The following is a 10,991-nucleotide window of genomic DNA, read 5'->3' on the forward strand; positions in this document are numbered from 1 at the left end:
ACCATGGCTCTGCACGGGCTGGGCAAGGTCACCGTCGGTGTTCCCAACGTCGACGACACCATTGCCTACTACACCGAATTCGGACTCGAGCACCGCGGGAACGGGGTGTTCGCCACCCGCAACGGCGGCGAACAACTCGAGATCGTGCACGCACCGACCCGGCGGCTGGTCGAGTTGACGGTGGCCGCCGACGAGCCCGACGACATCGCCACCATCGCACGGCGGCTGTCCGCACTCGGGCAGGCCGTCGAACAGGACGGCACCTCCGTCCGGGCGGTGGAACCGGTCACCGGCACCGTGGTGCGGGTCGCGATCCGCCCCCGCATCATCATCGACCCTCCGGTCGCGGCCACCCTCTACAACGGGCCCGGGCGCATCGACCGCTGGGGACGGGCCCCGTTCCTCACCCGCACCGAACCGGTGCGTCCCCGTAAGCTCGGGCACGCGGTGATCGGGTCCACCGACCTCGAGACCACCATGAGGTTCTTCACCGAGGGTCTCGGTTTCAAGGTCAGCGACTACATGGGCGACAAGGCCGCATTCCTGCGGTGCTCCGTCGAGCACCACAACGTGCTCGTGATGGCGGCGCCGGTGAACTTCATGCACCACACCAGCTGGCAGGTCGACGACATCGACGAAGTCGGCCGCGGCGCCCACGCCATGCTCGAAAACAACCCTGAACGCCACATCTGGGGTCTCGGCCGGCACTATGCGGGCGCGAACTTCTTCTGGTACCTCAAGGACCCGGCGGGGAACTTCTCCGAGTACTACTCCGACATGGACACCGTCCCCGAGGACGAACTCTGGTCACCGGAAGTGCTCCACGGCCTGCAAGGGCTCTACGCCTGGGGACCACCGCCGCCGCCGTCGTTCCTCGAACCCGACGACCTCGCGGCCCTGATGACCGGAGCACACTCCACGAAAGGGTGACCCTCCGGCAGCGGCACACACGATCCTTCGATGAAAAATAGATGGGGCTGGGATCTGTGCGAAATACGCCCTGCCCACCGAGAACGGGTCCGTGCCGCGACCGGAGCGCCTCTTCACCCGCAGGCACGGACCAATCGGTGCGGCCCGGGATTCGGTGGTCGAATCCCGGGCCGCACCTTTCAACACGCTCGTTGCCGTTGTACGACCTGGGAGATAGTGATGACCCGCGCATCGAATCCCGTCCGACCGGTCCACGACACATGGGCGTGGCGCCTGCACGCCCTCTGCCGCTCGATGGACCCCTACCTGTTCTTCGCCCCCGAGGACGAACCGAAAGGCCCTCGGGTCCGACGCGAACGGGAGGCGAAACGCATCTGTCTCCGCTGCCCGGTGCTCGACCAGTGCCGAGAGTATGCGCTCTCGACCCGCGAAGGTTACGGGGTCTGGGGCGGAACCTCCGAACTCGACCGAAGAACCGCATTCCGCGACCACCCCTGCACTGCGAACCGGCTAAGGAGCCTCCCATGCCCATCGGTCATGTCGTCACCTTCACCTTCACATCGGACATCTCCGCCGAGACACTGACGGCGCTCGGCGAATCCCTCGACGCTCTGTCGGCGGCGGCCGCCGGCATCGAATCCTACCGGCACGGCCCCGACCTGCGGGTTCGATCCGGAAACGCGGACTACGCCGTCTCTTGTGTCTTCACCGACCACGATGCCCTCACCGCGTACATGACCTCGCCCGAACACCAACGCCTCATCACCGAACTCATCCAACCCCATCTGCAGGGCAAGAGCTCGGTACAGTTCTCCGTGCCCTCCTGCTGATCCGGAATCGGACCAGGCCAGCGATCGAAACCCGCTGACCAGCGCGAACCCGATATCGCCGTCCGGTGACATTCCATTGCCGCGGGGGCCGCTGAACGGGTGCACGTCCGTCTTCAGGCGCAGCCCCATTCCGTTCATCCAGAAGGTGTTGTCGAGAATAGTTGGTTATCCGACAACCGCTACGATGTGACTCCCAGCGCTGTCTGGCTCGTTTTTGCCGACGCTATTTGGCACGGTGTCATCAGGCGGCGGTACACGGCCGAGCATGCGACGCCGAGCATCTCGGCGATCTCGGATAGCCAGACGGGTGGGGGAGATCGGCACGTGCGGGGGAGGTCCCGACGGTGGCGTGGGCGAGTTGGGCGTCGGTGACCACGCTGGGTCGGCCGACGGGGGGACCCTATTCGGTGGCCGTGCGGGCGCGGCCCTCTCGACCGCGTAGGTGCGTTCCATCTGCCCGAACAGGGCCGGCAGCACCACCGCCAGCTGGCCCAGCGGATCATCCGGATTCGACGAGCCAATCCGGATCGGGTCGGCCAGGTTCCGGAAACCAATGCCTCGCTGGCGCAGGTCGTGGCTCCAATTCAGGGTGGTTCATGCATCGGCTGGGCACGGCCGTTCGCGGTCGATGGTTGACTGGGGTCGTGCCGACCTCCGACGACCTACGACGGCTCGCCGAGCAGCTCATCGCCGAGTTGACCCCGCAGCAGCAACAGACATTCCTGGCCGCGGTCGGGGCGGATCGCTCGATGGCGTCGGTCGAGAGTGCGCTGCGAGTCCCGGACCCCACTGTCGGTGATGCGCCGACCCGCATCCGCGGCTTTCGGGTCCGGCTCGACCTGGTCGGTGCCAAGCCGCCGGTGTGGCGGCGGCTCGAGCTGCCCGGCGATCTCCCCCTCGACCAGCTGCACCTGGTGATCCAGGCCGCGATGGGATGGCTCGACGGCCACCTGCACCGGTTCCGCACGGGCAGCGATCACCGGTCGCCCTACTTCGTCACGCCGTTCGACGTCGAGGAGGGCGAGGACGGCGTGCCCGAAGCCAGCGTCCGGCTCGATCAGGTGCTGACGGGCACGGGTGACCGCCTCTGGTACGACTACGACTTCGGGGACGGCTGGGACCACGTGCTCGCAGTGGAGGCGGTCATCGACGAGCCGCCCACCGAGGCGCGCTGCACCGCCGGTCGGATGGCCTGCCCACCCGAGGATTGCGGTGGGATCTGGGACTACACGGAGCTGGCGGCGTGGGTGCGGGGCGGGTGCGACCCGTCGTCCGTCCCGCCCCCGTTCGAGGACGCCGGCCACGCCCGCGACTGGCTGCCGCTCGACTGGCACCCCGACCGGTTCGACGTCGACGAGGCCAACATTGCCCTCGCGGCGGCGGTGGCCGCGCCGGCCCCGGTGGCCGGGGAGCTGGCCGCACTGCGTGAGCAACTGGAGCGGGGCGGCAACCGGGCGCTCACGCAGGTGCTGGCACGGTCGGCGTTCCGCACCGCGGTCGAGGTGAGCGAGACAGACGCCGCACGCCTGATCGAGCCGTACGTCACACTGCTTGACCTGATCGGCGACGGGGTTCGGCTGACCAACGCCGGCTACCTTCCGCCGGCGCTGGTCGAGCAGCTCGCCGAGCGGGCCGGCGTCACCGGATGGTGGATCGGCAAGGCAAACCGCGAGGACCTCACGTGGCCGGTCGCGCAGCTCCGCGACAGCGCGCGAGCGCTCGGCCTGGTGAGTGTGCGGAAAGGCCGACTGGCGCCGACCGCGCTCGCCGGTCGGTGCCGCGACCAGCCACTGGCACTGTGGCGGCACATCCTTTCCCGACTGCCGGTGGGCCGGACCGAGTTCGACCGACAGGCGGGCTGGCTGGCACTCGCCGTCGTCGGGAGCGGCATCGCGGCCGAGGAATGGAAGCGCGAGATCCGAAACCTGTTGCTGAGCCTTGGCTGGCGCGTCCAGGGCAGTCCGTTCCCCGACCGAGTCGCCGTCGCCAGCCCCACGCTCGACGTCCTCGAACTTCTCTCCGGAAAGACTCACCACGGCCGGCTCACCGGCCTGAACCCCGCCGTTGCCGCCACCGCCCGGGCCGTGATCGGACCCGACCACAGCGAAGCGACCTGACCCGAGCACCCCCTCAGACTCAACCGTCCCCCGGCTCTATGTCATGGAAACGATGGTTCGCGAGACACCCCGAACCCGAGACCGTTTCCCCAGGTCGCGGGTGTCACGTTTCCCGTGTCCGCGGCTATGGCACGCGCTCGGTGGTTCGTTTTACGCTGAACGGGTGCGGATCGGCCTGTCCCGGGTCTCCACCCGCGATCAACACCCCGAAGCGAAGCAGGACGCGCTTCGCGCGGCCGCCTGCGAGCAAATCTTCACCGACACCGCCTCCGGAGTGCTCGCGCATCGCCCGGGCCTGGACCAGGCACTGGTGGTCGCCCGGCGTGGCGACCAACTGGTGATCACCCGACTCGACCGGTTGGGGCGGTCGTTGGCGAACCTGATCGAGTTGTCCGCGATGCTTCAGGAGCGCGGGATCGATTTGGTGGTGCTCGATCAGGGGGTCGACACCTCGACGGCGGCGGGGCGGATGTTCTTCTCAGTCTTGGGGGCTATCTCGGAGTTCGAGCATGCCTTGCTCTCGGAAAGAACGGCCGAGGGGTTGGCCGCGGCCCGCGCCCGCGGCCGTACCGGTGGCCAGAAGCCGAAGCTCGGGCCCCGTCAGGTCGCCCTGGCGCGGGCGATGTACGAGGAGACGGGCGACGACGGCAAACGCAGATACACCGTGGCGCAGATCGCCGCCGAGTTCGGGGTGACCCGTCCGACCATCTACCGGCACCTGAGCGCGGCGGTCTCCGCCGGCGGCGCGCGCGGTGCTGTTACCGGCCCGGCTCGATGAGCACCTCGGGCCGGGGTCGGGCCGATCCGATGACGGTGTTGCGCCCGCATCTCGAGCACGGCGTCCCGCTGACGCGGGCGGCGGCTGCCGGTGGGGTGTCGGTCCGAACCGCCCGCCGCTGGCTCGCCGCCTACCGGGCGGGTGGGCCGGCCGCGCTGGCCCGGCGTCCGCGCGCGGACCGCGGCACCAGCACGCTGCCCAGCGAGTGCGTCGAGCTGGTCGAGGGACTGGCGCTGCGCCGGCCGCAGCCGTCGACCGCGCACATCCACCGCACCGTCACCACGATCGCGGACCAGCGGGGCTGGCCCGCACCGAGTTACGAGACCGTGCGCACGATCGTCGGCGGGCTCGATCCGGGATTGGCCACCCTGGCCCATCAGGGCGCGGCAGCCTACCGGGACCGATTCGAGCTGGTCTATCGCCGCGAGGCGGCCCGCCCGAACGAGGTCTGGCAGGCCGACCACACCGAACTCGATCTGATGATCCTCGACGCGGCCGGCACACCGGTCCGGCCGTGGCTGACGACGATCCTCGACGACCGCAGCCGTGCGGTCGCCGGATACACCGTGTTCCTCGGCGACCCGTCCGCGCTGCAGACCTCGTTGGCGCTGCGGCAGGCGATCTGGCGCAAGACCGACCCGCGGTGGGCGGTGTGCGGGCTGCCGGACGTGCTCTACAGCGACCACGGCGCCGACTTCACCTCCGCCCATCTCGAGCAGGTGTGCGCCGACACCCGGATCCGGCCAACGCTGGGAATGGTCGGATCCCGTCGCGCGGATGCACGGCTACCGACCGGGCGAAATCATCCCCACCACCGAGCTTCTGCTCTCGCACAAGCATTCAGATGACCACGCGCAGGTCGCTGCGCTCTTCGACAAGATGATCCACGCCGGTGCGCCGTTCAGCAGCAAGCACCGCATCGTCGGCACCGATCGCCGGATCCACCACGTCATCGTGGTCGGCGACCGAATGCTCGACGAGAACGACCAGGTCATCGGGACATCCGGGTATTACATCGACGTCACCGAAACGTTGGAGACCGACCCCCGCGGATTCAACGCGGCGCTCGACGAAGCCGTCGCCGAACTCGAGAAATCGCGGGCGGTGATCGAGCAGGCCAAGGGGGCACTCATGCTCGTCTACGGCATCTCCTCCGAACGCGCCTTCGGCATCCTCACCTGGCGCTCGCAGCAGCGCAGTTGTTCATGGGCGAGCATCCCGACACCGACGTCACGGTTGGCACTTCCGGCACCGGCGGCGGGTTCATGAAGTTCTGTGCGGGCGAGACCGACATCTCCGATGCGTCCCGGCCGATCGAGGGCGACGAGACCGCCGTGTGCGAGGCGAAGGGGATCGCGTTCAGTCAGCTCACGGTCGCCAACGACGCACTCAGCGTGGTCATCAACCCCGACAACGACTGGGCCGACTGTTTGACGGTCGCGCAGCTGAACACCATGTGGGCGCCGGGGTCGACGGTGACCAACTGGAATCAGGTGGATCCGTCGTTCCCGAACGAGCCACTGTCGCTGTTCGGGGCGGGCACGGACTCGGGAACCTTCGACTACTTCACCCAGGCCGTCAACGGGCAGGAAGGGGCGAGCCGCACCGACTACGCCGCGACCGAGGACGACAACGTCACCGTGGAGGGAGTGGCCGGAGCCAAGGGCGCGCTCGGGTACTTCGGTTACTCCGATGTCGAGGCCAATCCCGACAAGGTCAAGGCGGTGAAGATCGACGGGGGCGGTGGGTGCGTGGCGCCGTCGTCCGAGAGCGCCCGGGACGGCAGCTACACCCCGCTCACCCGGGAGCTGTTCATCTACGTCTCCGACGCCGCCCTCACCAAGCCCCAGGTCGTTTCCTTCGCGGACTTCTACCTGCGCTCCAACACGAAGATCGTCGAGGAGGCGGGCTTCATTCCGCTCACCGACGATCAGCTCGAGGCAGCGTTGTCCGAGCTCGACGAGTTGAACACGAAGGTCACCAACTGACCTGTGCCCGTTCGGTGTTGAGCGGCCGGGCGGTCCGGGCTTACCCGGGTCCGGGGCGATCCCGGCGGGGGTCCGGGTCACCGGGATGGGCCGGGCCCGCGGGCTGCCGGGCGGGGCGGTGGCCGTGCGGCACGACGGCGTTGTCGGCGGTGGCCGTGGCGTCCGGATAGAGCACCACCACCAGGGCGAGACCGATCAGGCCCCCGACGCATTGTGCCGCCACGAACAGCGGCGCGGAGGAGGGTGCGATGCCGGCGAAGGTGTCGGAGAAGATTCGGCCGATGGTCACCGCCGGGTTGGCGAACGAGGTGGAGCTGGTGAACCAGTATGCGGCCCCGATGTAGGCGCCGACCGCAGCGGCGGACAGCGCGGCCCGGCCGGTGCGCGCGAGCGCGAAGATCAGCAGGATCAGCCCCGCGGTGGCGACGACCTCGCCCACCACGTGCCCCGCCGTGATCCGCTCCTTGCTGGAGATCTGTAAGGCGGACAGATCGAACATCACGTTCGCCAGCACCGCCCCGGCGATACCGCCTGCAATCTGCGCAAGCGCATAGGCACCGACGGCGGATCCGGTCATCCCGGTGCCACGGCGGCGGCCGAGCAGCCAATCCGCGGCCGAGACCACCGGATTGAAGTGGGCTCCGGAGATCGGCCCGAGCATCACGATCAGCACGGCGAGACCGAACACCGTCGCCGTCGAATTCTCCAGCAGCTGCAGCCCGGTATCGGTGGAGGAGAGCTGCTGCGCGGCGATCCCGGACCCGACGACCACCGTCACCAGCAGGGCGGTCCCTAGGAATTCGGCGAGCAGTCGGCGCGCCAACGGCGGCAATGCCGGCATTGCCGGCACTGTCTGCGGCGGGCGGGTCACGGCGAGCCTGCGCTCACCCCGGCATCGGCGAGGACGCCGGTCACGGCATCCGCTCCGAGTGCCGCCGAAAGAGTGTGCACGGCAGCGGGAATCACCCGGTAGTACACCCAGGTTCCGCGGCGCTCACTGTCGAGCAGACCGGCTTCGCGCAGCACCTTGAGGTGGTGGGAGATGGTGGGTTGGGTGAGGTCGAAGGTGCTGGAGATGTCGCACACACACGCCTCACCATGGGCGTGGTTGGCGACGATGCTCAGGATCCGCAGCCGGACCGGATCGCCGAGGGCGCGGAACATGCGGGCCAACTCCGCCGCCGGGGCCGCCTGCAGCGGCTCGCCGACCAGCAGCGAGGTGCACGCGGGTTCCCCGTGCTCGGGACCGGTGTGTTTCGACACCCTTCAACATTGGCGGGTATCTATTCACCCTGGCAAGTGAAGGTTCGATGAACGCCGCCGGGAACCCGGTGGAGGTCAGTGGGTGAGGGCGGTCCCACTGGCGGTCAACGTGGTCAGTGCAGGCGCTCCGACGGGTTCGGCCGGCAGCATGGGCACGATCGCCACCCGGCGGTGTGCGGCGGTGACGGCATCGATCTCGGGGAGCTCGACCGCGGCGCGCCGGCGGAGCAAGTCGGAGCTCGGGTGGGCGGCGGCGAGGGAGTTGTTGACCACCCATCCCCACGGCGTGATCCCGGCCCGCTGCAGGTCGGCCTGCAGGCCTTCGGCCTCGAGCCGGGGGGTGGTTTCGGCGAGGGTGACCAGCAGAACCTTCGTCTCCTCCGGGTTCTGCAACCGCATCAACGGAGTCGTGAAATTCGTGTTGTCACCCATCTGCCGGGCGATCTCCCGGTGATACGACCCGGTGGCGTCGAGCAGCAGCAGGGTGTGTCCGGTGGGGGCGGTGTCGACGACGACGAACTTACGCCGGGATTCGTGGATGACCCGGGAGAACGCCTGGAAGACAGCGACTTCCTCGGTGCACGGTGAGGCCAGGTCCTCGGCGAGGGTGGCCCGGCCCTGCTCGTCGAGGGCGGCGCCCTTGGTGGCCAGCACCCGGTCCCGGTACTGCGCTGTGGCGACGGCGGGGTCGATCCGCGACACCTGCAGGCCGTCGAGGTGTCCGGCGAGGGTGTCGGTCAGATGGGCGGCCGGGTCGGTGGTGGTCAGGTGCACCTGGTGGCCGCGCTGGGCGACGGCGATCGCGGCGGCGAGGGTGGTCTTGCCGACGCCGCCCTTGCCCATGCACATGATCAGCCCGTGATCGGTTTCGGCGAGTTCGTCGACCAGCGCGGACAGCGGCGCCTCCGGCAACGGTGCCGCACCCTCGATGACGGCGTCGGTTGCCGCATCACTGTCGGTGGTGAAGAGGGTCTCGAGTGCGCCGATGCCGACCATGTTGGTGGCCTTGAGCTGTACCTGGTCGAGCGGCAGACCGGTCAGGGCTGCGGGAAGCGCGGCGAGGACGGCCTGTTCCCGGTCATGGATCGCGGCGGCGAGCTCGTCCCCGGCCTCCGGTTCGGGGAGGACACCGTTGATCACGACGTGCTGGTGGCTCAGGCCGATGTCGGCGAGTTCGGTGTGGGTGCGGTCGATCTCGGCGAGCGGGGCCCGCTGCGCCCGGGTGACCAGGACCAGGCGGGTGCGCTGCGGATCGGCGAGGGCGGCGACCGCGTCGGCGTAGATGCTGCGCTGCTTCTCGAGCCCCGACAGCGGGCCCAGGCAGGAGGCGTCGCCCTTGCCCTCGCTGAGGAAGTCGGTCCACGACCCGGGCAGCTGCAGCAGCCGGATGGTGTGCCCGGTCGGGGCGGTGTCGAAGAGCACGTGGTCGAAGTCGGTGACGGTGTCGTGGTCGGTGAGCAGGGCGGTGAACTCGTTGAACGAGGCGATCTCGGTGGTGCACGACCCGGACAGCTGCTCGGTGATCGCCGCCAATTCCTTCTCCGGCAACAACCCCCGCACCGGTCCGACGATCCGTTCCCGGTAGGCGTCGGCGGCCTGCTCGGGATCGATTTCGAGTGCCGAGAGCCCGGGCACGGTGAGGACGTCGGTGATGGTGTTGCCGATGGTGATCCCGAAGACCTGCCCGACGTTCGAGGCGGGGTCGGTGCTCACCAGCAGCACTCGCTTGCCCGCCCGCGCCAGGTGAATGGCTGCGGCGCAGGCGATCGAGGTCTTCCCGACCCCGCCCTTACCGGTGAAGAACAGGAAGCGGGGCGGGGTGTGAAGAAACTTCATTGCGGGCAAAGCCTTTCAGCAGCAGCTGGTGCCGGTGTCGTCGGTGGGGGCACAGCAGGATCCGGCGTCGGTGGTGTCGGTGAGCCCGAGCATCGTGATCCCGGCCGGTGCGACGGTGTCCGGGGTGTCGGTGATGATGCCGGCCCACTTGGCGAGCTGGCTGCGGTCGGGGTAGCGGCCGGTCTGCGCGGTCACCCCATCCACCAACACCAGCGGCAGGCCCTCGGATCCGGACACCTGCAGGAACGCGGTGACCGGTTCGCGCTCGGCGAAGGCGAGCGGCTCGCTGGCCAGGTTGAACCGGGCGATGTTCCCGCCCTTGGAGCGAACCCAGTCCATGTCGGCGGAGAAGGTGACCAGTCCCTGGTCGACGTCGTCGCCGCAGACGCCGGTGTTGCAGCACAGGGCGGGTTCGAAAATTTCGATAGTGGGCATGAGTGGTTTCTCCTCAGGCTGGTCAGGATTCGGTGGTGGTCAGCTGGTCGGCGAGTAGGCGGACCCGGGCGGCGATGTCGTCGCGGACCAGGCGCATGCGCTCGATCCCGTCGATGCCGCGCTCGGACGGCTCATCGGTGTCCCAGTTCTCGAACCGGGTGCCCTCCACCGGGTCGACGTGCGCCTCACGGCCGAGGGTGACCACCAGATCGACATCCCGGACCAGCTGCGGGTCGATCAGCGTCGGGGTCTGTCCGGTGATGTCGACCCCCACCTCCAGCAAGGATTCGGCGGACAACGCGTTGACGGCGGTGCCGGGTTTCGTTCCCGCCGAATACACCTCGACCGCATCCCCGGCGGCCTGGCGCATCAGCCCGGCGGCCATCTGGGACTTGCCGCCGTTCTTCACACACACGAACAACACCGACGGTGTACTCATCACGCGCTCTCTCTAGTTCCCGGCCGCCGCGACGGCGGCCGCGGTGTCGACGGTGTTGGCGGTGATGTCGCCGCGCTCGGCCAGCCAGCGCTCGGCATCCATCGCCGCGGAACATCCGGTGCCGGCGGCGGTGATCGCCTGCTGATAGGTGTGATCCACCAGGTCGCCGGCTGCGAAGACTCCGTCCACGGAGGTGGCGGTGGACGGGTTCTTGACGAGCACGTAGCCGGCGTCGTCGAGGTCGACCTGACCCTTGACGAGGTCGCTGCGCGGGTCGTGGCCGATGGCGACGAACATGCCGGTGACGTCCAGCGTGGACGTCTCACCGGTGACGGTGTCGCGGATCACGAGGCCGGTGACGCTGTTCTCGCCGAG

13 protein-coding genes and 2 pseudogenes are annotated in these 10,991 nt (G+C 68.9%); 8 read left to right on the forward strand and 7 right to left on the reverse strand.

Going from position 1 to position 10,991, the window contains the following annotated elements; all coding sequences use genetic code 11:
- Positions 1-3 precede the first annotated feature (3 nt).
- The 3 genes from ACFWAY_RS21305 (at position 4) to ACFWAY_RS21315 (ending at position 1,760) form a co-directional block, all read left to right on the forward strand.
- Positions 4-930: a VOC family protein gene (locus tag ACFWAY_RS21305; RefSeq protein ID WP_378512020.1), complete on the forward strand. Its 927-nt coding sequence runs from the start codon at positions 4-6 to the stop codon at positions 928-930.
- A 219-nt stretch (positions 931-1,149) separates the two neighbouring features.
- Complete coding sequence (locus ACFWAY_RS21310) at positions 1,150-1,515, forward strand: WhiB family transcriptional regulator (RefSeq protein ID WP_378512021.1); 366 nt, start codon at positions 1,150-1,152, stop codon at positions 1,513-1,515.
- Complete coding sequence (locus tag ACFWAY_RS21315; protein ID WP_378512022.1) at positions 1,455-1,760, forward strand: Dabb family protein; 306 nt, start codon at positions 1,455-1,457, stop codon at positions 1,758-1,760. Before ACFWAY_RS21310 ends, ACFWAY_RS21315 begins: the two co-directional genes overlap by 61 nt.
- A 343-nt stretch (positions 1,761-2,103) precedes the next feature.
- On the opposite strand, the pseudogene ACFWAY_RS21320 reads toward ACFWAY_RS21315, so the two are convergent.
- Positions 2,104-2,351: pseudogene (locus tag ACFWAY_RS21320) on the reverse strand (recombinase family protein); the annotation flags it as partial.
- A gap of 53 nt (positions 2,352-2,404) precedes the next feature.
- On the opposite strand from ACFWAY_RS21320, the gene ACFWAY_RS21325 reads away from it, so the two are divergent.
- From ACFWAY_RS21325 to ACFWAY_RS21345, 5 genes and pseudogenes are all read left to right on the forward strand, one after another.
- Positions 2,405-3,877, forward strand: a complete 1,473-nt coding sequence (locus tag ACFWAY_RS21325; RefSeq protein ID WP_378512023.1) for a plasmid pRiA4b ORF-3 family protein — start codon at positions 2,405-2,407, stop codon at positions 3,875-3,877.
- Between the two features lie 163 nt (positions 3,878-4,040).
- Positions 4,041-4,655, forward strand: coding sequence for a recombinase family protein (locus tag ACFWAY_RS21330; RefSeq protein ID WP_378512024.1), 615 nt, complete (start codon positions 4,041-4,043; stop codon positions 4,653-4,655).
- Between the two features lie 29 nt (positions 4,656-4,684).
- On the forward strand, positions 4,685-5,503 hold the full coding sequence (locus tag ACFWAY_RS21335; protein WP_378512036.1) for a DDE-type integrase/transposase/recombinase: 819 nt from the start codon (positions 4,685-4,687) through the stop codon (positions 5,501-5,503).
- Positions 5,397-5,849, forward strand: a pseudogene (locus ACFWAY_RS21340) (PAS and ANTAR domain-containing protein); the annotation flags it as partial. The gene ACFWAY_RS21335 and the pseudogene ACFWAY_RS21340, both read left to right, overlap by 107 nt.
- Before the next feature lie 11 nt (positions 5,850-5,860).
- Complete coding sequence (locus ACFWAY_RS21345; RefSeq protein ID WP_378512025.1) at positions 5,861-6,643, forward strand: PstS family phosphate ABC transporter substrate-binding protein; 783 nt, start codon at positions 5,861-5,863, stop codon at positions 6,641-6,643.
- A gap of 40 nt (positions 6,644-6,683) precedes the next feature.
- Here the strand turns inward: ACFWAY_RS21345 and ACFWAY_RS21350 are convergent, their stop codons facing one another.
- The 6 genes from ACFWAY_RS21350 to ACFWAY_RS21375 all read right to left on the reverse strand — a co-directional run.
- The gene (locus ACFWAY_RS21350) at positions 6,684-7,484 is read right to left on the reverse strand and encodes an aquaporin (RefSeq protein ID WP_378512026.1); all 801 of its coding nucleotides are present in this window, start codon (positions 7,482-7,484) and stop codon (positions 6,684-6,686) included.
- Positions 7,485-7,510: 26 nt separating this feature from the next.
- The gene (locus tag ACFWAY_RS21355) at positions 7,511-7,906 is read right to left on the reverse strand and encodes an ArsR/SmtB family transcription factor (protein ID WP_378512027.1); all 396 of its coding nucleotides are present in this window, start codon (positions 7,904-7,906) and stop codon (positions 7,511-7,513) included.
- 75 nt (positions 7,907-7,981) lie between these two features.
- Positions 7,982-9,742, reverse strand: coding sequence for an arsenical pump-driving ATPase (arsA, locus tag ACFWAY_RS21360; protein WP_378512028.1), 1,761 nt, complete (start codon positions 9,740-9,742; stop codon positions 7,982-7,984).
- 15 nt (positions 9,743-9,757) lie between these two features.
- Positions 9,758-10,177 (reverse strand): arsenite efflux transporter metallochaperone ArsD, encoded by a 420-nt coding sequence (arsD, locus tag ACFWAY_RS21365; RefSeq protein WP_378512029.1) that lies wholly within the window; start codon positions 10,175-10,177, stop codon positions 9,758-9,760.
- 22 nt (positions 10,178-10,199) lie between these two features.
- On the reverse strand, positions 10,200-10,616 hold the full coding sequence (locus ACFWAY_RS21370; RefSeq protein ID WP_378512030.1) for a low molecular weight phosphatase family protein: 417 nt from the start codon (positions 10,614-10,616) through the stop codon (positions 10,200-10,202).
- 12 nt (positions 10,617-10,628) lie between these two features.
- Positions 10,629-10,991, reverse strand: a 363-nt coding sequence (locus ACFWAY_RS21375; protein ID WP_378512031.1) for an NAD(P)/FAD-dependent oxidoreductase, incomplete at its 5' end; no start/stop codon positions are given.

The organism is Rhodococcus sp. NPDC059968 (genome assembly GCF_042738615.1).
Taxonomy (GTDB): domain Bacteria; phylum Actinomycetota; class Actinomycetes; order Mycobacteriales; family Mycobacteriaceae; genus Rhodococcus_F.

Excerpts from the sequence above, each read along its gene's own strand:
- ACFWAY_RS21305 (WP_378512020.1), top strand. The coding sequence starts at position 4 with ATGGCTCTGCACGGGCTGGGCAAGGTCACCGTCGGTGTTCCCAACGTC.
- ACFWAY_RS21310 (WP_378512021.1), top strand. The coding sequence starts at position 1,150 with ATGACCCGCGCATCGAATCCCGTCCGACCGGTCCACGACACATGGGCG.
- ACFWAY_RS21315 (WP_378512022.1), top strand. The coding sequence starts at position 1,455 with ATGCCCATCGGTCATGTCGTCACCTTCACCTTCACATCGGACATCTCC.
- ACFWAY_RS21335 (WP_378512036.1), top strand. The coding sequence starts at position 4,685 with ATGACGGTGTTGCGCCCGCATCTCGAGCACGGCGTCCCGCTGACGCGG.
- ACFWAY_RS21345 (WP_378512025.1), top strand. The coding sequence starts at position 5,861 with ATGGGCGAGCATCCCGACACCGACGTCACGGTTGGCACTTCCGGCACC.
- ACFWAY_RS21350 (WP_378512026.1), bottom strand. The coding sequence starts at position 7,484 with ATGCCGGCATTGCCGCCGTTGGCGCGCCGACTGCTCGCCGAATTCCTA.
- arsA (WP_378512028.1), bottom strand. The coding sequence starts at position 9,742 with ATGAAGTTTCTTCACACCCCGCCCCGCTTCCTGTTCTTCACCGGTAAG.
- arsD (WP_378512029.1), bottom strand. The coding sequence starts at position 10,177 with ATGCCCACTATCGAAATTTTCGAACCCGCCCTGTGCTGCAACACCGGC.
- ACFWAY_RS21370 (WP_378512030.1), bottom strand. The coding sequence starts at position 10,616 with ATGAGTACACCGTCGGTGTTGTTCGTGTGTGTGAAGAACGGCGGCAAG.